The organism is Agromyces sp. NDB4Y10 (genome assembly GCF_001620055.1).
GTDB lineage: Bacteria > Actinomycetota > Actinomycetes > Actinomycetales > Microbacteriaceae > Agromyces > Agromyces indicus.
This window is the reverse complement of the sequence record NZ_LQGY01000012.1, coordinates 1-20283: the sequence shown is the minus strand read 5'-3', so window position 1 is coordinate 20283 and position 20283 is coordinate 1. Positions and strand designations below refer to the sequence as shown.

Annotated in this window: 22 protein-coding genes and 1 pseudogene; 12 read left to right on the top strand and 11 right to left on the bottom strand. The window is 74.3% G+C overall.

Annotated features, from left to right (window positions below; translation table 11 throughout):
- Positions 1-14 precede the first annotated feature (14 nt).
- Positions 15-926, bottom strand: coding sequence for an A/G-specific adenine glycosylase (locus AVP42_RS02815; protein WP_067945905.1), 912 nt, complete (start codon positions 924-926; stop codon positions 15-17).
- 133 nt (positions 927-1059) lie between these two features.
- On the opposite strand from AVP42_RS02815, the gene AVP42_RS02810 reads away from it, so the two are divergent.
- The gene (locus tag AVP42_RS02810) at positions 1060-1668 is read left to right on the top strand and encodes a hypothetical protein (RefSeq protein WP_067945903.1); all 609 of its coding nucleotides are present in this window, start codon (positions 1060-1062) and stop codon (positions 1666-1668) included.
- On the opposite strand, the gene AVP42_RS02805 is transcribed toward AVP42_RS02810, so the two are convergent.
- Positions 1607-2659: a ketopantoate reductase family protein gene (locus tag AVP42_RS02805; RefSeq protein ID WP_067945901.1), complete on the bottom strand. Its 1053-nt coding sequence runs from the start codon at positions 2657-2659 to the stop codon at positions 1607-1609. The two genes, AVP42_RS02810 and AVP42_RS02805, sit on opposite strands and share 62 nt — an antisense overlap.
- 58 nt (positions 2660-2717) lie before the next feature.
- Between AVP42_RS02805 and truB the strand changes: the two genes are divergently transcribed.
- The 4 genes from truB to AVP42_RS02785 are packed head-to-tail and all read left to right on the top strand — an operon-like array spanning position 2718 to position 5423.
- A complete protein-coding gene (gene truB / locus AVP42_RS02800) occupies positions 2718-3611 on the top strand; it encodes a tRNA pseudouridine(55) synthase TruB (protein WP_369798125.1) in 894 nt (297 codons plus the stop codon).
- Positions 3608-3976, top strand: coding sequence for a hypothetical protein (locus AVP42_RS02795; RefSeq protein WP_067945899.1), 369 nt, complete (start codon positions 3608-3610; stop codon positions 3974-3976). The genes truB and AVP42_RS02795 overlap by 4 nt, the downstream gene beginning before the upstream one ends.
- A gap of 26 nt (positions 3977-4002) precedes the next feature.
- Positions 4003-4497 carry a hypothetical protein gene (locus AVP42_RS02790; RefSeq protein ID WP_067945897.1) on the top strand — a complete coding sequence of 165 codons (495 nt, stop codon included), beginning with the start codon at positions 4003-4005 and terminating at the stop codon, positions 4495-4497.
- Positions 4494-5423 (top strand): bifunctional riboflavin kinase/FAD synthetase, encoded by a 930-nt coding sequence (locus AVP42_RS02785; protein WP_067945895.1) that lies wholly within the window; start codon positions 4494-4496, stop codon positions 5421-5423. Before AVP42_RS02790 ends, AVP42_RS02785 begins: the two co-directional genes overlap by 4 nt.
- A 21-nt stretch (positions 5424-5444) precedes the next feature.
- On the opposite strand, the gene AVP42_RS02780 is transcribed toward AVP42_RS02785, so the two are convergent.
- Positions 5445-6119, bottom strand: a complete 675-nt coding sequence (locus AVP42_RS02780; protein ID WP_067945893.1) for a hypothetical protein — start codon at positions 6117-6119, stop codon at positions 5445-5447.
- A 22-nt stretch (positions 6120-6141) separates the two neighbouring features.
- Between AVP42_RS02780 and AVP42_RS02775 the strand changes: the two genes are divergently transcribed.
- Positions 6142-7362 (top strand): CynX/NimT family MFS transporter, encoded by a 1221-nt coding sequence (locus tag AVP42_RS02775; RefSeq protein ID WP_067945891.1) that lies wholly within the window; start codon positions 6142-6144, stop codon positions 7360-7362.
- A gap of 204 nt (positions 7363-7566) precedes the next feature.
- Here the strand turns inward: AVP42_RS02775 and sigK are convergent, their stop codons facing one another.
- Entirely contained in the window at positions 7567-8157 is a 591-nt protein-coding gene (sigK, locus tag AVP42_RS02770) for an ECF RNA polymerase sigma factor SigK (RefSeq protein WP_067945920.1), read from the bottom strand.
- A 151-nt stretch (positions 8158-8308) separates the two neighbouring features.
- On the bottom strand, positions 8309-8995 hold the full coding sequence (locus tag AVP42_RS02765) for a DedA family protein (RefSeq protein ID WP_067945889.1): 687 nt from the start codon (positions 8993-8995) through the stop codon (positions 8309-8311).
- Positions 8996-9176: 181 nt separating this feature from the next.
- Between AVP42_RS02765 and AVP42_RS02760 the strand changes: the two genes are divergently transcribed.
- Together AVP42_RS02760 and AVP42_RS02755 are read left to right on the top strand one after the other, a co-directional pair.
- Positions 9177-9842 carry a fasciclin domain-containing protein gene (locus AVP42_RS02760; RefSeq protein ID WP_067945887.1) on the top strand — a complete coding sequence of 222 codons (666 nt, stop codon included), beginning with the start codon at positions 9177-9179 and terminating at the stop codon, positions 9840-9842.
- A gap of 106 nt (positions 9843-9948) precedes the next feature.
- Positions 9949-11127 (top strand): MarP family serine protease, encoded by a 1179-nt coding sequence (locus AVP42_RS02755; protein ID WP_067945885.1) that lies wholly within the window; start codon positions 9949-9951, stop codon positions 11125-11127.
- Positions 11128-11136: 9 nt separating this feature from the next.
- On the opposite strand, the gene AVP42_RS02750 is transcribed toward AVP42_RS02755, so the two are convergent.
- Positions 11137-12063 carry an aldose 1-epimerase family protein gene (locus AVP42_RS02750; RefSeq protein WP_067945918.1) on the bottom strand — a complete coding sequence of 309 codons (927 nt, stop codon included), beginning with the start codon at positions 12061-12063 and terminating at the stop codon, positions 11137-11139.
- 10 nt (positions 12064-12073) lie between these two features.
- Positions 12074-12904: a DeoR/GlpR family DNA-binding transcription regulator gene (locus AVP42_RS02745; RefSeq protein WP_067945884.1), complete on the bottom strand. Its 831-nt coding sequence runs from the start codon at positions 12902-12904 to the stop codon at positions 12074-12076.
- A gap of 82 nt (positions 12905-12986) precedes the next feature.
- On the opposite strand from AVP42_RS02745, the gene galT reads away from it, so the two are divergent.
- Entirely contained in the window at positions 12987-14138 is a 1152-nt protein-coding gene (gene galT / locus AVP42_RS02740; protein WP_067945882.1) for a galactose-1-phosphate uridylyltransferase, read from the top strand.
- Positions 14135-15295 (top strand): galactokinase, encoded by a 1161-nt coding sequence (gene galK / locus AVP42_RS02735; protein WP_067945880.1) that lies wholly within the window; start codon positions 14135-14137, stop codon positions 15293-15295. The genes galT and galK overlap by 4 nt, the downstream gene beginning before the upstream one ends.
- 30 nt (positions 15296-15325) lie before the next feature.
- Here galK and AVP42_RS02730 read toward each other — a convergent pair whose 3' ends face one another.
- Positions 15326-15844, bottom strand: a complete 519-nt coding sequence (locus AVP42_RS02730; protein WP_067945878.1) for a YbaK/EbsC family protein — start codon at positions 15842-15844, stop codon at positions 15326-15328.
- A gap of 79 nt (positions 15845-15923) precedes the next feature.
- On the opposite strand from AVP42_RS02730, the gene AVP42_RS02725 reads away from it, so the two are divergent.
- Positions 15924-17243, top strand: a complete 1320-nt coding sequence (locus AVP42_RS02725; protein WP_067945877.1) for an APC family permease — start codon at positions 15924-15926, stop codon at positions 17241-17243.
- A 24-nt stretch (positions 17244-17267) separates the two neighbouring features.
- Positions 17268-17807: a gamma carbonic anhydrase family protein gene (locus AVP42_RS02720; protein ID WP_067945875.1), complete on the top strand. Its 540-nt coding sequence runs from the start codon at positions 17268-17270 to the stop codon at positions 17805-17807.
- On the opposite strand, the gene AVP42_RS02715 is transcribed toward AVP42_RS02720, so the two are convergent.
- The 3 genes and pseudogenes from AVP42_RS02715 to AVP42_RS16570 form a co-directional block, all read right to left on the bottom strand.
- Positions 17808-19202 (bottom strand): DUF6716 putative glycosyltransferase, encoded by a 1395-nt coding sequence (locus tag AVP42_RS02715; protein ID WP_067945873.1) that lies wholly within the window; start codon positions 19200-19202, stop codon positions 17808-17810.
- Positions 19199-20071, bottom strand: a complete 873-nt coding sequence (locus tag AVP42_RS02710) for an N-acetylneuraminate synthase family protein (RefSeq protein ID WP_067945871.1) — start codon at positions 20069-20071, stop codon at positions 19199-19201. The genes AVP42_RS02715 and AVP42_RS02710 overlap by 4 nt, the downstream gene beginning before the upstream one ends.
- 16 nt (positions 20072-20087) lie before the next feature.
- A pseudogene (locus tag AVP42_RS16570) lies at positions 20088-20283 on the bottom strand (hypothetical protein); the annotation flags it as partial.

The window sequence follows — 20283 nt, the reverse complement described above, 5'->3', positions numbered from 1 at the left end:
GGGCCGCGCCCGGATCAGGCGTGCGGGAGCGCGTACCCGTCGGGCGAGGCGACCGCGAGGCCGTCCGCGACGAGACCCTCGAGCGCGCGACGGAACCGTTCGGGGTCGTCGGGAAGCGCGCGGCGGAGCTCCTCGGCGGGGACTGGGCGGTGGGCCGCTCGCAGCTCCCGCATCACGAGGCCGCGCGCCTCGCGGTCGCTGCCCGCGAACCGCGCCTGTCGGGTACGGCGCGGTCCGTCGTAGGCGGGGTACCCGCGAGCCCGCCAGGCGCACAGGTCGGCGACGGGACAGGCGTCGCATCGCGGCGTCCGCGCCGTGCACACCGTGGCCCCGAGTTCCATGGCTCCCGCGTTGAAGCGGTGCGCGGCGTCGCGGTCGGCGGGCAGCAGGCGCTCCATCGCGGCCAGGTCGCGAGCGGTCGCCGGGGGACCGGCCTCGGCACGCCCGTCGACGGCGCGGGCGATGACGCGTCGCGTGTTGGTGTCGACGACCGGGTGCCGGTCGCCGAATGCGAACGCCGCGACGGCGCGCGCCGTGTACGGGCCGATGCCCTGCAGCGCGAGCAGGTCGTCGAGGTCGCGGGGCACCTCGCCGCCGTGGCGCTCGACGATCTCGGTCGCGGCGCGGTGCAGCCACAGCGCCCGCCGCGGATATCCGAGCCGGTCCCACGCGCGCACCGCCTCGGCGGGCGGCTCGGCCGCAAGAGCCGCGGGGGTCGGCCAGCGCGCGATCCACGCCTCCCAGCGCGGTTGCACGCGGCTCACCTGGGTCTGCTGCAGCATGAACTCGCTCACGAGCACCGCCCACGGCGACACGTCGGCCGCGCGCCACGGCAGCGGACGCGCCGCGTGCGCGAACCACTCGACGACCGCCGGCGCGAGGCGGTCCGGGTCGGGGGCGTCCCCGGTGGCGGCGGGCTGCGGCATCCGCTCAGCCTATTCGCCGCTGCCGACCCGAGCGCCTCCGCCGGAACCGGCGTCCGGCCTCCGAAACACGGAGTGGACCGGTTCGAGTGCGCGAACCCGGTTCGAACGGGAGACCCGGGCGTACGCTCGGAGCATGGAGCTGGTCACGACCCCGCGCGTCGCGTTCCTCCGGCGGGTGGCCGACGGATTCCTCGCCCACACGGGGCGCGGCCGGGTCATCGTCGCGATCGACGGCCCGGTGCGCAGCGGCAAGACGCAGCTCGGCGACGACCTCGCCGACGTGCTGCGCGAACGGGACCTCGCCGTGTTCCGCGCGAGCGTCGAGGACTTCCACCGCTCGCGGGAGGCGCAGGCCGAGTTCGGCCCCGACACCCCGGAGCGGTACTTCGGCTACGGCATCGACGAGTCCGCCCTGCGGCGCACGCTCGTCGACCCGTTCCGCATGGCGGGGTCGACGGCGTTCGTCACGAGCGCGTTCGACCTCGTCCGCGACGCGTGGGTGGAGCCGAAGTGGCGCACCGGCCCGGCCGACGCCTTCCTCGTGCTCGACGGACGGTTCCTGCTCCGACGCCGGCTGCGCGACCTGTGGGACGTGCGGATCGCGGTCGACGGCGATCCGGTCGATCCCGCGGATGTCATCGCCTACGGCGAGTCCGATCCGCGCGAGCAGGCCCAGGTCGTCATCGACCTCGGCGACCCGGCGCGGCCCCGGCCGGGCGGTTCCGCCGGCGCCGGCGGCTAGCGGCGAGCACGGCGGTCACGCGCTCGGCGGTCAGCGGGGCGCCCGCGCGCTCGACCTCGTGCACGAGCCCGACGAGCGCGCGGTTGACCGGGGCGTCCAGGCCCGAGGCCTCCGCCTCGCGCACGACCGCGCCGTTCAGGAAGTCGATCTCGGTCGGCTGCCCGCGACGGAGGCTCTGCTGGGTCGAGCCGAGGTTCGGCACGTCGCCCATGCGCACGCGCATCGACCACGGAAGCAGCTGCCCGAGCGCCAGGGGGAGCCGCGCGAAGAACCTGAGCCGCCGGTCGCCGAGCCCCTGCAGCGACCCGAAGCGGATGCCGCGGGCCATGCCCACCCGCACGGTCTCGCGCATCGACGCGGCGACCACGCGGCGGAGGGCCCGGTCGTCGACGACGTCCTGCACGCTGCGGCCCACGATCGCGGGCACCGCGTTCAGCATGTTGACGACGAGCTTCGTCCACTGCGCGCCCCGGAAGTTCGGGATCGCCACCACCGGCACGGCCTCCGAGAGCAGCGCGGCCACGCGCCGCACCTCCTCGTCGGGCTCGCCGTCGCCGCGACCGAGGTAGCTCGCGGCGGTGGTCGTGACCCGGACGGAGCCCGGCTCGGTGTAGTTCGCCGCGATGATCGAGAGCATCCCGAGGCAGGTCGAGCGGGGGAGCAGTCGCTCGGCGGTGGCGACGCCGTCGAGGCCGTTCTGCACGACGACGACCGTCGCGCCGTCGACGGTGTCCGCGTTCGCCGCGATCGCGGCCTCCGCGTCCTGCGCCTTGGTGCACACGAGCACGAGATCGGGCCGCGCGGTGAGGCGCTCACCCGCGGCGGGGTGCACGTGCGCGTCGCCGTAGCCGCCCGAGAGGCGGATCCCCTCCGCGCGGATCGCCTCCAGCCCGGCCCCGCGTGCGGTCACCTCGACGTCGTGGCCCGCGCGGGCGAGCAGCGCCGCGAACGTGCCGCCGAGCGCGCCCGCGCCGATGATGCCGATCCTCACCGGTCCAGCGTAGGACGCCCGGGCGGCGGCATCCGCTCGCGCTGTTAGCCTGTACGGCGTGAACAGCGGCATCCTCCTCGTCGACAAGCCGCAGGGGATGACCAGCCACGACGTCGTCGCCCGCATCCGGCGCCTCGCGGGCACCCGCAAGGTCGGCCACGCCGGCACCCTCGACCCCATGGCCACCGGGCTGCTCGTGATCGGCGTCGACTCCGCGACGCGCCTGCTGCACCACCTCGTCGGGCTCGACAAGGAGTACCTCGCCACCGTGCGGCTCGGGTGGGGCACGACCACCGACGACGCCGAGGGCGAGGCCCTCGCCGCCGCACCCGCCGACGCGATCGCGGCCGTCACCGGCGAGGCGATCACGGCGCGCATGGCCGAGCAGACCGGCGTCATCGAGCAGGTCCCGAGCGCGGTGAGCGCCGTCAAGGTCGACGGCAAGCGCGCCTACCAGCGCGTGCGCGACGGCGAGCAGGTCGAGCTGAAGGCACGCACGGTCACGGTCACCGCGTTCGAGCTGCTCGACACGCGAGCCGGCGACGGGTGGCTCGACCTGGACGTGCGCGTCGCGTGCTCGTCGGGCACTTACGTCCGCGCGCTCGCGCGCGACCTCGGCGCCGCGCTCGGCGTCGGCGGCCACCTCACGGCCCTGCGCCGCACCCGGATCGGCCGGTTCGACGTCGCCGAGGCCGGCAGCCTCGAGGGGTTCGACGTCGCCGCGCGACGACTCGCCCCCGCCGAGGCGGCCCGCCGCGCCCTGCCCGTCGTCGTGATCGACGACGACGCGGCCCGCGACCTCCGCCACGGCAAGCGCATCGACGCGCCCGCCGACGCGGACGACGGGCCCCTCGCCGCGATCGGCCCCGGCGACGTGCTCGTCGCGATCGTCGAGCGCCGCGGGCCGCAGTTGAAGGTCGTCACCGGATTCCCCGCCGAGGAGGGCGCATGATCGAGTGGTTCGCCTACGTCCAGGTCGCGGTCGCCGTCGCCGGCGGCCTGCTCTGCGTCGTGCTCGGGCTCGCGAAGCGCGTGCCCAACGACCTCGTGCTGGGCGTGCTCGCACTCGTCGAGCTGCTGCTCGTCGTGCAGGTCGTCGTCGCGATCATCGCACCGGGCGCCGGCAACCCGCCCACGGGGAGCCTCCTCGAGTTCTGGGTGTACCTCATCAGCGCGCTGCTGCTGCCGCCCGCGGCCGCCTTCTGGGCACTGCTCGAGCGCAGCCGCTGGGCGACGGTCGTCTGCGGCGTCGCCGCGCTCGCCGTCGCGGTGATGGTGTACCGCATGCTGCAGATCTGGACCGTGCAGCAGGCGTGAGGCACGGTCTGGGAGAATCGACGGACATGAGCGACGCACGCAGCACCACCGAGCCCGCCGCGAAGCCGGGCCGCATGAGCGGCATCGGCCGCGTCCTCGTCGCCGTGTACGCGGTGCTCGCGCTCGCGGCCACCGGTCGCAGCTTCACCCAGATCGTGCAGCGCTTCGACGAGGCGCCGCTCGCGTACACGCTGTCGGCGCTCGCCGCGGTCGTCTACGTCATCGCGACGATCGCGCTCGTCCGCCCCGGCCGCACCTCGTACCGGGTGGCGTGGGTCACGATCGTCTTCGAGTTCACGGGCGTCATCGTCGTGGGCACGCTGAGCGTCATCCGCCCCGACCTCTTCCCGGATGCGACCGTGTGGTCGTTCTTCGGCATGGGCTACCTGTTCATCCCGCTCGTCCTGCCGCCCCTCGGCATGTGGTGGCTCGCCACCCACCCGCCGCGAACGGATGCCGCGGCGCCGGCCCCTGGCGCGGCATCCGATGCCCGTCGCGCCGCCTCGGGAGGCCGCTCGTGAGGACCTTCGACGGGCTCGACGCGATCCCGCACGGCTACGGGCCCTCGGCCGTCACGATCGGCAAGTTCGACGGCGTGCACCAGGGGCACCGCGCGGTCATCGCGAAGCTGCGCGAGATCGCCGAGGAGCGACGGCTCGAGGCCGTCGCCATCACCTTCGACCGGCACCCCGCCGCCTTCCACGCACCCGACCGGTGCCCGCCCCAGCTCATCAGCACCCGGCAGAAGCTGCAGCTGCTCGCCACCACGGGGCTCGACGCGACCGTGCTCCTGCACTACGACGCCGCGCTGGCCGCCAACACGGCCGACGAGTTCGTGCGCCGCTACCTCGTCGAGGCGCTCGGCGCGCGCGTGCTGCTCGTCGGCCACGACTTCCGCTACGGCCGCGGCAACGAGGGCGACGTCGGGCTGCTGCGACGTCAGGGCGAGGAGCTCGGCTTCGAGGTCGTCGTCGTCGACGACGTGGTGCCCGAGGGCGGGCGGCGCGTGTCGTCCACGTGGATCCGCGAGCTGCTCGAGGCCGGCGAGGTCGAGCACGCCGCCGAGTTGCTCGGTCACGTGCCGACCATGAGCGGGCTCGTGGTGCACGGGTTCAAGCGCGGGCGCGAGCTCGGCTACCCGACCGCGAACCTGGCGCCCGACGCCGAGGGCTTCATCCCCGGCGACGGCGTCTACGCCGGCTGGCTCGTCGACGGCGGGGTGCGGTATCCGGCCGCGATCTCGGTCGGCGACAACCCGACGTTCGAGGGCGTGCGCCAGAAGCAGGTCGAGGCGTACGTGCTCGACCGCGACCTCGACCTGTACGACCACGTCGTCGGCATCGAGTTCGCGCACCGGGTGCGCGGCATGGAGAAGTTCGACGGCGTCGACGCGCTCATCGCGCAGATGGGCCTCGACGTCGAGCGCGTGCGCGAGCTCGTCGCCTGACGTCGGCCCGCGCGCCGCCCCTCAGTCGACGACGCCGGCCTCGTCTGGCCCCGGCCGATGCGGCGCGACCGTGCCGATGCCGGTGAGGAACCGCAGCAGCCCCGCGGCGGTGTCGACGAGGGCCGGTCCGTGGCCGAACTCCCATCCGGCATCCGTCGCCCGCAGGCGGTGCCCGGCGATGACCGCGCGGATCTCGGTCGGTGCGGCCGCGGCGCGACGCAGGGCGACGGCGCCGGACGCGCGGGGCGAGATCGGCACGACGGCGCCGACGGCGTCGCCGATGAGGAGCGCGGCGACGACCGCGTCGTCGAGCTCGAGGACGTTCGTGGGCTTCGCGCGATCGCGCACCTCGCCGGCGCGGAGGGCGATGCGGTCGGCGGCCTCGACCGGTCCCGGGAGCCGGGTGAGCTCGGCGAGCCGACGGGCCTCGCCGCCGCGCGCGATCCGGCCGGCCGCATCGAGCGCGCGCCGCGTGCGCGAGCGCCCGAAGTCCTCGACCAGTTCGGAGGCGACCTCGGCGACCTGCCAGCCGGGCCGCGCGGTGGCGGCGGTCCAGGCCTCGCCGTCGCTCGAGCGGAGCACGGCGGCCAGCGCGATGAGCACCTCGGCGGTCTCGGCGCGACGGTCGGCGGTCACGCCGGACTCGTCGGCGTCGGGGCGTCGGCTGAGCGGAAGGTAGCGCGAGAGGTCGGCCACGCGACCAGCCTAGACTCGGCGGGTGACGAACGCCCCCCTCCGCCCGCTCTGGGCGGGGCGCGCGCTCGCGCTCCTGGGCATCGTCGCGGTCGCGTTCAACCTCCGCACCGCGGTCGCCTCCCTGTCGCCGATCCTGGTGCAGCTCGAACGCGACATCCCGCTGACGGCGGTGGCGGTCGGCTTCCTCGGCATGCTGCCCCCGCTGTGCTACGCGCTGTTCGGCATCGTGACGCCCGTGCTCGCCCGGCGCGCGGGGCTCGAGGTGACGCTCATCGCCGCGCTCGCCGCGCTCGTGGTCGGGCTCGCGGGGCGCGGGCTCGCGCCGTCGGCCGGGCTGCTGCTCGCCGCGAGTGCGCTGACGTTCGCCGCGATCGGCGTCGGCAACGTGCTGCTCCCGCCGCTCGTCAAGCGCTACTTCCCCGAGCGCATCGGCCTCATGACGACCGTCTACGTCACGGCGATGTCGGTGAGCACGTTCCTGCCGCCGCTCGTCGCGGTGCCGGTGGCGGATGCCGCGGGCTGGCGGGTCTCGCTGGCGTCGTGGGCGGTGCTCGCCCTGCTCTCGATCGTGCCGTGGGTGGCCCTGCTGGTGCACCCGCGCCGCGAGGTTCCGGCCGAGTTCCCCGAGGAGGCGGAGCCCGGTCTGCTGCGGCGCGCGTTCCGGTCGCCGCTCGCGTGGGCGCTCGCGGTCGTGTTCGCCGTCTCGGGCTTCAACGCGTACGCGCTCTTCGCCTGGCTTCCGGTGATCCTCCAGGAGACGGCCGGGTCCTCGCCGCTCGAGGCGGGGGCGCTGCTGTCGCTGTTCGCCGCGACCGGCCTGCCGGCCGCCCTCGCCGTGCCGGTGCTCGCCGCGCGCCGTGGCGCCGTGCGGGTCCTCGTGGCGGTGGGGTCCGCGGGCATCGTCCTCGGGTACCTCGGGCTCATCCTGGCGCCGGCGACGGCCACGTGGCTCTGGGTCGGCCTGGCGGGCATCGGACCGCTGTTCTTCCCGCTCGCCCTCGTGCTCATCAACCTCCGCACCCGCACGCACGCGGGCGCCGTGGCGCTGAGCGGCTTCGTGCAGTCGGTGGGGTACGTGGCGGTGGCGGTCGGGCCGCTCGCGGTCGGCCTGCTGCACGATGCGACCGGCGCCTGGACCGTGCCGCTCCTGCTGCTGCTCGCGTCCGCGGTCCCGGCGGCGATCGGCGGGGCGATCGTGGCGCGCCCGAGGTTCTTCGAGGACGAGGGCGCCCGAACCGACTGAACGGCGGCGCGACGGGCGGGGCCTCGTCGGCCAGGCCGACGGCGGCCTCGCGATAGGCCTCCACCTCGGCGCGCGCCTCCGGCGAGGCGGCGAGGTGCCGTTCGACGATCGCGCGCTCCTCGTCGGACACGGCGTCGAGCGCGTAGGCGGCCAGCAGCTGCTCGGGGTCCACGGGGTCTCGACGGCCGGGGAACTCGGGCTCGGTCATGCGGTCACCCCCAACAGCCGGCGCAGGCGGATCATGCCGTCGCGCAATCGGGTCTTCACGGTGCCGAGCGGCACGTCGAGCCGCTCGGCGATCTCGGACTGGGTCAGCCCGCCGTAGTACGCGAGCGCCACGCACTCGCGTTGCAGGTCGCTCAACTCCGCGAGCGCGCCGCGCGCGCGTTCGTGCTCGATCCGCACCTCGGCCGACTCGGCGACGGTGTCGACGGGCACGTCGAGGTCGCGCGCGCCGATGCGGAGGTCGCGGTCGTGGGCGGACTGGGCTGACCGCACGCGGTCGACCGCGCGGCGGTGGGCGAGCGTGAACATCCACGAGATCGCCGATCCGCGCTCCCGGTCGAACCGGGGTGCGGTCTGCCAGATCTCGAGGAAGACGTCCTGGGTGACCTCCTCGGCCTGGGCCGGGTCGACGACGAGTCGCCGCACGAGCCCGAAGATCCGGGCGGACATCCGGTCGTACAGCGCGCCGAAGGCGTCACGGTCACCGGCACCGGCGGCGACGAGCAGGTCGTCGACGCTGGGGTCGGATGCCGCAGCCTCGTGTTGCGCGTCCACCACGCGTCCCAGCATGTCAGACCGGGGGCGGCGGCGTCGCACCGGGGCCGGCGCGATCCGCGCGGGGGCCAGTGCGATGCTCATCGGTGCTCCTGCGGTCGGGGTTCGCAGGTGGTTCGGTGCGGAGGCTCGCGAGGATTGCCGCGCGGCGGAAGGGTGGGACGGGTCAGATGCCGCCCGGGGTGTCCTCACCCGTGGCGATGCGGCGTCGGTGCTCGCGGTTGCGGATGACGCGCTTGACGACGAACGCGGCCACGGCGACGACCACGCCGATGATCACGAGCACCTGGAACGCGTCGGCCCACGGCTCGACGACCTCCCAGTTCTCGCCGAGGAAGAAACCGGCGAGGACGAAGACCGTGTTCCAGATGAGGCTCCCCGCGGTCGTGAGCAGGAGGAACAGCGGGACGTTCATGCGGGTGACGCCCGCCGGGACCGAGATGAGGCTGCGGAACAGCGGGATCATGCGACCGAAGAAGACGGCCTTCTTCCCATGGTCGAGGAACCACTGCTCCGTGCGATCCACGTCGGCGACGTCGACGAGCGGCACCGCCTTGATGATGGCCCGCGTGCGCTCGCGGCCGAGCACGCGCCCGATCGTGTACAGCGCGACCGCGCCGAGGACCGACCCGAGCGTCGTCCAGAACAGCACCTCGACGAGGCTGAACGAACCCTGGCTCGCGGTGAAGCCCGCGAGCGGGAGGATGACCTCGCTCGGCAGCGGGGGGAAGAGGTTCTCCAGCGCGATGGCGAGGCCGGCGCCCGGAGCGCCGAGCATCTCCATGAGGTCCACGGCCCACGCGGCGAGGCCGGTGAGTTCGGGTTCGGCGGCGGCGATGGGGGTCGTCGTCATGCGTTCGAGCGTATGGGATGCCGATGGACGGACCCTGACCGCGGCGACGGCGCCGTGGCATCCGCTCGCCGTCGCCGGGCCGACACGCCCGGCCGAACCCGGACCAAACCGTCTCGTCACCCGCCCCGAATCCCACCATGACGGCCCCGAGGGGCGGGCCGCACACCGAAGGAGAGAACCGATGCGAACCACGTTCCGCTCGCAGCGCACCACGCTCGCCGCATTCTCGATCGTGGCCGTCGCCGCGCTCGGCCTCGCCGGATGCAGCGCCGGCTCGACCGATGAGCCGGCCGCCGACGACGAGACGACGATGTCCGAGGAGCCCATGGAGACCGAGGACAGCATGGCGGACCCCGCCGCGAACCTCGTCGGCCCCGGCTGCGCCGACTACGCCGAGCAGGTGCCGGACGGCGCCGGCTCCGTCGAGGGCATGTCCCAGGACCCGGTCGCGGTCGCGGCGTCCAACAACCCGCTGCTGACCACGCTCGTCTCGGCGGTCTCGGGTGAGCTGAACCCCGACGTGAACCTGGTCGACACGCTGAACGGCGACGAGTTCACGGTCTTCGCGCCCGTCGACGACGCGTTCGCGAAGATCGACGCCGCGACCATCGAGACCCTGCAGACCGACAGCGAGCTGCTCACCTCGATCCTCACGTACCACGTGGTTCCCGGCCAGCTCTCGCCGGACGAGGTCGTCGGCACGCAGACCACCGTGCAGGGCGGCACCGTCGAGGTGACCGGCTCGGGTGACGAGCTCATGGTGAACGACGCCAACGTGATCTGCGGCGGCGTCATGACGGCCAACGCGACCGTCTACCTCGTCGACACGGTGCTGCTCCCGCAGTGACCGACGCGCACGGCTGAAGGCGCCCGGGCTACGGCCCGGGCGCCTTCAGCGCGTTCCGAGGCGGATGCGGGAGGCTTGAGATTCCCCGTGAGCGATCGGAGACCGAGTGGGCTGGAGCATCATCCTCGACGTCGTGCTCGTGCTCGTGCTCATCGGGGCGCTCGTGCACGGATGGCGCGCCGGCCTGCTCCGCACCGCCGCGAGCCTGCTCGGCCTCATCGCGGGCGGCATCGCCGCGTACTTCGCCATGCCGTGGGTGGTGTCGTTCATCCCGGCCCCGGAGTGGCGGGCGCCCGTCGCCATCGCCATCGCCATCATGCTCCTCGTCGCGGGAGCCTCGCTCGGCGGCGCGATCGGGCGCGGACTGCGACGCGGCGCCGACGCGGTGAAGCTCGGCCCGCTCGACCGCGTCCTCGGTGCGATCGGCAACACCATGGTCACCGCCTTCGTCATCGCCCTCGTGGGCGCCGGGGTGTCCACCATGGGCGTCCCCGTCGTCTCACCGGCCGTGGCGAACTCGTGGGTCGTGCGCGGCATCGACCAGATCACGCCGCAGCCCGCGCGGTCGCTCATGGCCGAGCTGCGCGGCGCGGCCGTCGGCGAGGCGATCCCGTGGCTGGTGGGCGTCCTCGACGGCCCCTCGGTCGCGCCCGATCTGCCCACGGGCGGCGTCGACGATCCGGAGCTGTCCGCGGCCGCGGCATCCGTCGTGCGCATCACCGGACTCGCCTTCGAGTGCGGCGGCAACCTGACCGGATCGGGCTTCGTCGTCGCCGAGGACCGGGTCGTCACCAACGCGCACGTCGTGGCCGGCGTCGACGAGCCGATCGTGCACGCGCCCGGCCGCACCCCCGTCGCGGGCCGCGTCGTCGCGTTCGACCCCGACAACGACCTCGCGCTCATCGCGACCGACGGCCTCGGCGTGACGCCGCTCGGGCTCGCGGAGCCGCCCGCGGCCGAGCAGAACGTGGCCGTGGCCGGCTACCCGTACGGCGGCCCGCTCGAGCTGCGCCCCGCGCGCGTGATGGCCAACGGCCCGCTCACCATCTCGGTCGACGGGACCACCTCGTCGCGCGAGGTGGTGACCCTCGCCGCCGACGTCGACCAGGGCAACTCGGGCGGCCCGGTGCTCACCGGCGACGGACTCGTGGGCGGCGTGGTGTTCGCCAAGTCGCAGACCGTCGACAACGTGGGCTTCGCGGTGCCGGTGGGCACCCTGGCACCGCTCGCCGACCGGGCTCCGTCGCTCAGCCAGCAGGTCGACTCCGGCAGCTGCGTGAATTGACCCGCGGGGCTACTCGGCGGTGAAGCCGGCGAAGCGGATGCCCCAGCTGATCTCCCACTGCTCGCCCGGGTCGAGCCAACGCACGCCCTTGCCGGAGTTGAAGGCGTCGGCCGGCGCGGTCATCGGCTCGACGGCGATCGCCATCGATTCGCCGGGGTAGCTGTCGGTGGTGAAGACCTGCACGTAGGCGAACTCGTCGTCGGCCCACACCGAGACGGAGCGGCCGTCGGGCGCCGTCAGCGTGTGCTCGACCGTGCCGTCGACCGAGGCGAGCTCGCCGAACGCGTCGTCGAGCTGCAGGTCGCCCACGCGGCGGCCCTCGCGGAAGTCCCACGGGGTGTCCTCGACCGAGATCTCGCCGGTCGGCAGCAGCCGGTCGTCGACCTCGATGTGGCTGGCGGCGCGGAGCCGGAGCACAAGGTCCTCGGTGGGGACGCCGCCGATCTTCAGGAACGGGTGCGTGCCGACCGCGACGGGCGCCGACTCGCCGCCCTGGTTCTCGAGGAAGTGCGTGACCTTGAGCCCGTCGGAGACGAGTTCGTAGCGCACGGCGGTGCGGACGGTGAAGGGGTAGCCCATCTGCGGGTGGATCGTGGCGCTCAACGTAGCCGAGTCGCGGTCCTGCTCGACGGGCGTGTACTCGGTGTAGCGGAGCAGGCCGTGGATCGCGTTGCTGCGGGCGGGCTCGGTGATCGCGAGCTGGTACGACGTGCCCTCGTGGGTCCAGACGCCGTCGCGGATGCGGTTCGGCCACGGCACGAGCACGATCCCGGAGCCCGACGGCGGGGTCTCGTCCTCGCCGTAGGACGGCACCAGGTCGATGCCGTTGATCGTCAGCGTGCGCAGGCCCGCTGCGACGGCCGTGACGGTCGCGCGGACATCGCCGGTGGAGGTGGTCGTCTCGAGTTCGAACTGCTCGCCCGTCGGGAGGGTCATGCACTCCACCTTATGGCTGCTCGGCTCCGCGGGCGACGAGGACCTCGAGCCCCGCGTCGCGGAGCTCTCCGAGGAGCACGGCCGGGGCTGCGGCATCCGTCACCAGGGTGTGGAATGCGTCGACCGGGGCGACCCGGCCCAAGTGGACCTCGCCCAGCTTGGACGCGTCGGCGACGACGACCGCGCGCTGCGCGCGGCGCAGCATGAGCGCCTTGACTGAGGCCTCGGGCAGGTTGGAGTTCGTGACGCCGTGGCGCGCGTCGACCCCGTTGCAGCCGAGGAACGCGAGGTCGACGTGGATCTCGTCGAGCACGGACCCGGCGAGCGGGTGCACGAGCGAGTGCTGGCGCGGCCGCAGCGTGCCGCCCGTGACGACGACCGTGAAGCGCGGGATCTCCGGCTCGAGCTCGAGCGCGATCGAGAGGCCGTTCGTGAAGACCGTGAGGTCGTCGAGGTCGGTGCGGGCCCGCAGGGCCCGTGCGACCTGCAGGGTGGTGGTGCCGACGTCGAGGATGATGCTCTGCCCGCTCCGCACGAGCGCCGCGGCGCGCTGCCCGATGAGCTGCTTGGGCACGACCGAGGCCTCGAGGGCCTCCTCGAAGGTCGGCTCGCGGTCGGGTCGCGGAGCGTCGGGGCCCGCTCCGGCCGGCACCGCGCCGCCGTGCACGCGGCGCACGCGCCCCTCGCGCTCGAGCGCGTCGAGGTCGGCCCGCGCGGTGACGGGCGTCACGCCGAAGGACTCGCTGAGTTCGATGACGCGCACGAAGCCGCGCTCGACGACGAGGTCGGCGGCGAGGGTGCGCCGGCGGCGGGCGTCGCGCGGCGGGCGGTCGGGTTCCATGGGCCCATCATCGCGAGGCGAAGCGCACTTTGCAATACGAAACCCGCTTGTTTCCGAAACGAAGATCGCGTAGCGTGTCGGCGTGCAGCAGACGGAACCCGGCATCCTCGACCCGCGCATCGCGGTGCGCCGCTCGACGCTCGCCGACGGGCGCGAGCTCATCTACTTCGACGACGCCGACACCGTGCTCGGCGCCGAGCGCGCCGTCGACGCGCGAGCGCTCGACCCGCGACCCGCGACCGCCGAGATGCGCCAGGACCCGCTGACCGGCGACTGGATCGCGGTCGCCGCGGCGCGCCAGAACCGGGCGTTCCTGCCGCCCGCCGAAGCCGATCCCCTCGCACCCCAGACCGAGACGAACCCGTCCGAGATCCCGAGCACGTACGACGTCGCCGTGTTCGAGAACCGCTCGCCGTCATTCGGGCCCGACCTGCCCGACTGGGGCGAGTCGACGGATGCCGCGGCATCCGCCCTCGCCGAGCTGCGCGCCGTCGGCCTGGACCGCACGTACCCGTCGCACGGCCGATGCGAGGTCGTCTGCTTCAGCCCTGAGCACGAGGGGTCGTTCGGCACGCAGACCGTCTCGCGCGCCCGCACCGTGATCGAGGCGTGGTCGCACCGCACCGCGGCGCTGTCGGCGCTGCCCGGCGTCCAGCAGGTGTTCCCGTTCGAGAACCGCGGCCGCGACATCGGCGTCACGCTCCCCCACCCGCACGGCCAGATCTACGCGTACCCCTACGTGACCCCGCGCACCGAGCGGCTGCTCGCCTCGATCGACGCGTACGGACCGACGCTGCAGGCCGACATCCTCGACCGTGAGCGCAACGGCGACCGCGTGCTCATCGCCGGCGAGCACTGGACCGCGTTCGTGCCGTTCGCCGCACGGTGGCCGATCGAGGTGCACCTCATGCCCCACCGGCACGTGCCCGACCTCGCGGCGACCGACGAGGCGGAGCGCGCCGAGCTCGCCGGGCTGTACCTGCGCCTGCTGCGCGGCGTCGACCGGCTGTACGACACCCCCACGCCCTACATCGCCGCGTGGCACCAGGCACCCGTGCACGAGCGCCGCGACGAGGTGCGCCTCACCATGCAGCTCACCAGCCCGCGCCGCGCCGCCGAGCGGCTGAAGTACCTCGCCGGCTCCGAGGCCGCCATGGGCGCCTGGATCGGCGACGTCCCGCCCGAGACCCAGGCGCGCGCGCTGCGCGACGCGATCGAAGGAGTCGAACTGTGACCGACGCCGTGGCATCCGCCCAGCAGCGCTTCGCCGAGCAGTACGGGCGCCGCCCGGTCGGCGTCTGGTCGGCCCCGGGCCGCGTCAACCTCATCGGCGAGCACACCGACTACAACGACGGGTTCGTGTTCCCGTTCGCGATCGACCGGCGCACCACCGTCGCCGTCGGCGACCGCGACGACCGCCTCGTGCGCGTCGCCTCGACGTTCTCGCCCGAGACCGTCGAGGTCCACCTCGACGAGCTCTCGCCCGACGCCGTCTCGGGCTGGGCGGCGTACCCGCTCGGCGTCGTGTGGGCGTTCGCCGAGTTCGGCGCCGACCTGGCGCACGCACGCGGCGTCGACCTGCACATCGACTCCGACGTGCCCGTCGGCGCCGGCCTGTCATCCTCGGCCGCCATCGAATGCGCCGTCGCCCTCGCCTTGGACGAGCACTGGGCGCTGGGCTTCGATCGGCCGACCCTCGCGAAGGTCGGCCAGCTCGCCGAGAACCGCGCGGTCGGCGCGCCGACAGGCATCATGGACCAGTCCGCGTCGCTGCTCGGCGAGTCGGATTCAGCCGTCTTCCTCGACTGCCGCAGCCTCGACGCCGACGTGATCCCGCTCGGCTTCGCCGAGGCCGGCCTGTCGCTGCTCGTCATCGACACGCGCGTCAGCCACTCGCACGCCACCGGCGGGTACGCCGCACGACGGGCGTCGTGCGAAGCGGGTGCGCGAGCGCTCGACGTGGAGTCGCTGCGGTGGCTCGACGTCGACGACCTCGAACGGGCGCGCGAGCTGCTCGACGACGAGACCTTCCGCCGCGTGCGGCACGTCGTGACCGAGAACCAGCGCGTGCTCGACACGGTCCGCACGCTCCGCGAGCAGGGCCCGGGCGCGATCGGGCCGCTGCTCGACGCCTCGCACGTGTCGATGCGCGACGACTTCGAGATCTCGGTGCCCGAGCTCGACCTCGCCGTCGAGACCGCTCAGGCCAACGGCGCGATCGGCGCGCGCATGACCGGCGGCGGCTTCGGCGGGGCGGCGATCGCGCTCGTCATCGACGACCTCGTGCCGGTGGTCGCCCGCAAGGTGCAGGAGGCGTTCGCCGAGCGCCGCTTCCGCGAGCCCGCGATCTTCACGGTGCACGCGGCGCAGGGCGCGAGGCGCGACGCCTGAGGCGCGGTCACGCGTCGGGCCGCGCGGAGGTCACGCCTCGCGCGTCGGTTCGGCCGCGGACCCGGGCTCGACGGGCGTGGGCGTGCCGCCGGTGAGGCGCACGAGCTCGTCGTACGTGGTCGGGAAGACCGTCTTCGCATGCCCGGCCGCGGCCCACACCTCGTCGTAGCGGGCGAGGTCGACGTCGACGAACGTGCGCACGGGCGCCGGGTGCCCGACGGGCGCGACCCCGCCGATGACCTGCCCGGTCGCCGCCTTCACGACCTCCTTCGACGCGCGCCCGATCCGACCGCCGAGGCGCTCGCCGAGCCAGTCGGTGTCGACGCGGTGCGCGCCGGAGGTGAGCACGAGGATCGGCTCGTCGTCGAGCGTGAAGACCAGTGAGTTCGCGATCTGGCCCACCTCGACGCCGAGCGCGTCGGCGGCGAGCTGCGCGGTCGTCACGGCGTCGCCGAACCAGACCACGCGGGGTTCGACGCCCCGTGCCTCGAGGGCGGCGATGACGCGGTCGACGGCGGCGTGCGAGGGGGCGGACTGCTCGGCGGACATGCGTCGATCCTACGAGCGGATGTCGCGGCATCCGCCACGCCCGCCGCGGGACTGCACCGTACTGGCATAGGGTGCGACCGTGAGCCGCGACGCGCCCCAGCCGACACCCGAGCCCGGACCGGGCGGGACCGCGTCGGGCCGGCTGGCCCGACGGCTGGGTCTCCGCGACGCGGTGGCGATCGGGCTCGCCGCCATGGTCGGTGCGGGCGTGTTCGCGGTGTGGGCTCCCGCCGCCCAGGCGGCGGGCGGGTGGCTCCTCGCCGGGCTGGTCGTCGCGGCGTTCGTCGCGTTCGCGAACGCCGGGTCGACCGCGCAGCTGGCGGTGCGCCATCCCGAGGCGGGCGGCGCGTACCGGTACGGGCGGGAACGGCTCGGCGCCTGGCCCGGGTTCCTCGCCGGCTGGGGGTTCGTGGTCGGCAAGACCGCCAGCTGCGCGGCCATGGCGCTGACCGCCGCCGCCTACCTCGTGCCCGCGCCCTGGCAGAAGCCGGTCGCGATCGCCGCGGTCGTCGTGCTCGTGGCCGTCAACGTGCTGGGGGTCACGCGGACGGCGCGCGCGGCGACGGTGATCGTGTCGGCCGTGCTCGCGGTGCTGGTCGTGGTCGTGGCCGCCGGAGTCGCGACGATCGCGGAGGCGGGGTGGGGTGGGGCGGCCGCGGCCGGATCGACAGGGCTCACGGCGGCACCCGGGCCCTACGGCGTGCTGCAGTCCGCCGCCCTGATCTTCTTCGCCTTCGCCGGCTACGCCCGCATCGCGACGCTCGGCGAGGAGGTGCGCGATCCGACGCGCACGATCCCACGCGCGATCGGCATCGCGTTCGGCGTCGTGGTCGTCGTCTACGCGGCGGTCGGCACCGCCGCGCTCGGGGCGCTCGGCGCCGTCGCCCTCGCCGGATCGCCCGCGCCGCTCGCCGACGTGGTCGTCGCGGCCGGCTGGGCCTGGGCCGACCCCGTCGTCCGCGTCGCCGCGGGGATCGCCGCGCTCGGGTCACTGCTCGCCCTCATCGCCGGGGTCGGCCGGACGAGCTTCGCGATGGCGCGCGACGGGGAGCTGCCGCATCCGCTCACCCGGGTGCACCGACGGTTCGGCGTGCCGCACGTCGCCGAGCTCGCCGTCGGCGCGGCGGTCATCGTGCTCGTCCTCATCGCCGACCTGCGCGGCGCGATCGGGTTCTCGTCGTTCGGCGTGCTCGTGTACTACCTCGTCGCGAACTGGTCGGCGCTGACGCAGCCCGCCGCCGAGCGGCTCGTGCCGCGCTGGGTGTCGTGGTCCGGCGCGATCGGATGCGTCGTGCTCGTGATGACGCTTCCGCTCGTCTCGATCGCGGCCGGCGTGGCGGTGTTCGCGGTCGGAGCGGCGGTGCGCGGCATCCGTCTTCGCGCGGGCCGCCGTCGCTGACGGAGCGGGCCTAGGCTGGGGCGCATGACCGCCGCCGACCCGTCCGCCCGGATCCTGACCATCGCCGACGTGCCCGCGCCCGACGTCGACGACACCGCGTTCGTCGCCCCGGGCGCCGTGATCGTGGGCCAGGTGCGCCTGGCCGCGCGGTCGAGCGTCTGGTACACGGCGGTGCTCCGCGCCGAGGCCGAGCCGATCACCCTCGGCGAGCGCTCGAACCTGCAGGACGGCGTGGTCTGCCACGTCGACGCCGGCTATCCGGTCACGATCGGCTCGGGCGTCTCGGTCGGCCACCGCGCGGTGCTGCACGGCTGCACCGTCGAGGACGACTGCCTCATCGGCATGAGCGCGACCGTGCTCAACGGGGCGGTGGTCGGCGCGGGCTCGCTCGTGGCGGCCGGCGCGGTCGTGCTCGAGGGCACGGTGGTGCCGCCGGGCTCGCTCGTCGCGGGGGTGCCCGCCAAGGTGCGCCGCGAGTTGACGCCCGAGGAGCAGGCCGGCATCCGCCGCAACGCGGAGGCGTACCTCGCGCACGTCGACCGGCACACGGCGCCCGTCGACTGATCAGTCGCGCGAGCCGGCCCCGACGGTCTCGTCCCGGCTGGGCGGCGCGGTGGGCGTCGCAGCGGATGCCGCGGCCGAACCGTGGACGGGTGCGACCGCCGTGGCGGCTCGCGCCGCATCCGTCGCCGTCCAGCGCCGCAGCGCTCGCCGCGCCCGCCGGACGCGCCGCACGACGGCCCGCACCGGCACGCCGATGCCCCACGCGAGCGTGCCCGCGAGCGAGCGGTCGAACGCGCCCAGCATGCGCCGGCGCTCGAACGCCGCACGGAGCGCGCCGCCCCACAGGTCGTGGCGGCGTTCCAGCGGTGGCAGCGGCACGATCTCCCGCGCCTCGACGAGCGCGGTGAGCCGCCGGGCCCAGTCGGACTCCTGCGGCTCGTGGAAGTAGTTGTCGGCCAGCCACGCGGCATCCGCGTACCGGAACCGACCCGCGACGAGGTCGGTCGTCGAGCCGAAGACGCCGGCTCCCTCGAACACGGTGTTGATCATCGCCGGCGAGACGCCGAAGTCGTCGACGAGGAGCACGGGCAGGTCGAGGGCGATCGCCTCGAGCGCGGCGGTCGAGCTCACGGTGACGAGCGCGGCGGCCCGGGCCAGGTGCGCGGCCATCGGGCCGTCCGCGACGACGAGGTTGGCGGGCACGCGGTCGAGGTCGGCGAGCAGGTCGGCGTAGTCGTGCTCCTCGGCGTGGGTCTGCGCCTCCCCCGCGCGGGCGCGCACCTTGACGACGACGCGGTGCTCGGGTCGGCGCCGGGCGAGTTCGGCGAGCGCGGCGAGGAGCTTCACGCGGTCGGCGCGCTCGGCGGGCACCTTGGCCTGCGCGGCGAACACGAGATCGGTGCGCTCGCGCCCGGGTGCCTCGCGGTCGTCCGTCGCGAGGAACGGGAGGGTGGCGAGCCCGAACATCCGGTCGACGCCGAGCGCCCACGCGTTCGCCTCGAAGTCGCGCACCTCGCGGCGGCTGTGCAGCACGACGAGGTCGGTCTGCTCGCGGTAGACGACGGCCTTCGGCACGGCCGGGATGGTGAGGCCGGGGAATCCGCTGAGCAGCACCGGCCGGTTCGGGCGGGCGTTCAGGCGTGGTGCGACGACGCGGACGAAGGGTCCCCGCAGCGAGAGCAGCACCGCGTGCGGGTCGAACGCGTCGAGCTCGGCGTCGAGGTCGTCGAGGTGGCGCAGGTGCGCGGCATCCGTGGTGAACGCGGTGCCGGCGAGCGCGTCGGCGAGCTGCCGCGGGCTCGGCTGCACGGGCGAGGCGATGACGACCAGGCGGGTGCGCCATCCGCTCGGCAGGGTCGATGCGAGGGCGGCACCCCACTTCACGTACGAGTCGGAGTCGGCGACGACGAGCAGTCGACGGCCTCCGCGCGCGTCGCGCGTCGCGGCATCCGTCACGCGAGCACCCGGCGGAGCTTGGCCTTCGGCGCCTCCTCGCCCGGGTAGACGCGCTTGATGCCGTCGCCGAGCGCCTCGCCGATGATGCGGATGTCGCGCACGAGGTGGTCGAGGCCCTGCGGCTCGAGCGAGGCGGAGTGGTCGGAGCCCCACATGGTGCGGTCGAGGGTGATGTGCCGTTCGACGGCGACGGCGCCGAGTGCGACGGCCGCGAGCGAGATCTGCAGGCCGCGCTCGTGCCCGGAGTAGCCGATCGGGACACCCGGGAAGCGGCGCTTCAGGGCGGGGATCATGAGGAGGTTCGCCTCCTCGGGCGGCATCGGGTAGCTCGAGGTGGCGTGCATGATGACGAGGTTCTCGGTGCCGAGCACCGTGACCGCGCGGTCGATCTCGTCGAGGGTCGACATGCCCGTCGAGAGGATGACCGGCTTGCCGGTGTCGCGCACCGCCTCGAGCAGTTCGAGGTCGGTGACCGATGCCGACGCGATCTTGTGCGCGACGACGCCGTACGACTCGAGGTCGGTCACGGCGGGCGCGTCCCACGGCGATGCGAACCAGTCGAGCCCGTGCAGCGAGGCGTGGTCGGCGATCGCCGCGTACTCGTCCCGGCCGAACTCGACCCGGTGCCGGTACTCGAGATAGGTCATGGTGCCCCACGGCGTCTCGCGGGGCGTGAGCTTCATGTGCTCCGGCGTCGAGAGGTCGGGCGTGCGCTTCTGGAACTTCACCGCCTGCGCGCCGGCCCGCGCGGCGACCTCGATCAGCCGCTTGGCGAGCTCGACGTCGCCGTTGTGGTTCAGGCCGATCTCGGCGATGACGTAGACGGGCTCGTACTCGCCGATGGCGGCGTGGCCGATGCGCACGGACATGAGGGCTCGCTCTCGTTCAGGATGCGGGGGCAGGTTCCGGCGCCGGCGGCGCGGCGGGCGGGTGAGCGGATGCCGCGGCGATCGCCTCGCGCTGCAACCGGGTCGGGTGGGCGGGCTCCAGCTCGCGCGCCTCGCGGGCGGCGGCGCGGGCGTCGCGTTCGCCGCGCCAGTCGTCGTCGACGGATGCCGCGGAGCCGTGGGCCGCGCCGCCA

What these genes read in the sequence shown, in the direction of transcription:
- AVP42_RS02745 (WP_067945884.1), bottom strand. Translation starts at nt 12,904, where the DNA reads ATGGAACCCGACCGCCCGCCGCGCGACGCCCGCCGCCGGCGCACCCTC.
- AVP42_RS02815 (WP_067945905.1), bottom strand. Translation starts at nt 926, where the DNA reads ATGCCGCAGCCCGCCGCCACCGGGGACGCCCCCGACCCGGACCGCCTC.
- AVP42_RS02710 (WP_067945871.1), bottom strand. Translation starts at nt 20,071, where the DNA reads ATGTCCGTGCGCATCGGCCACGCCGCCATCGGCGAGTACGAGCCCGTC.
- AVP42_RS02750 (WP_067945918.1), bottom strand. Translation starts at nt 12,063, where the DNA reads ATGACCCTCCCGACGGGCGAGCAGTTCGAACTCGAGACGACCACCTCC.
- sigK (WP_067945920.1), bottom strand. Translation starts at nt 8,157, where the DNA reads ATGCTGGGACGCGTGGTGGACGCGCAACACGAGGCTGCGGCATCCGAC.
- AVP42_RS02730 (WP_067945878.1), bottom strand. Translation starts at nt 15,844, where the DNA reads ATGTCCGCCGAGCAGTCCGCCCCCTCGCACGCCGCCGTCGACCGCGTC.
- AVP42_RS02760 (WP_067945887.1), top strand. Translation starts at nt 9,177, where the DNA reads ATGCGAACCACGTTCCGCTCGCAGCGCACCACGCTCGCCGCATTCTCG.
- AVP42_RS02720 (WP_067945875.1), top strand. Translation starts at nt 17,268, where the DNA reads ATGACCGCCGCCGACCCGTCCGCCCGGATCCTGACCATCGCCGACGTG.
- AVP42_RS02795 (WP_067945899.1), top strand. Translation starts at nt 3,608, where the DNA reads ATGATCGAGTGGTTCGCCTACGTCCAGGTCGCGGTCGCCGTCGCCGGC.
- AVP42_RS02790 (WP_067945897.1), top strand. Translation starts at nt 4,003, where the DNA reads ATGAGCGACGCACGCAGCACCACCGAGCCCGCCGCGAAGCCGGGCCGC.
- AVP42_RS02810 (WP_067945903.1), top strand. Translation starts at nt 1,060, where the DNA reads ATGGAGCTGGTCACGACCCCGCGCGTCGCGTTCCTCCGGCGGGTGGCC.
- AVP42_RS02765 (WP_067945889.1), bottom strand. Translation starts at nt 8,995, where the DNA reads ATGACGACGACCCCCATCGCCGCCGCCGAACCCGAACTCACCGGCCTC.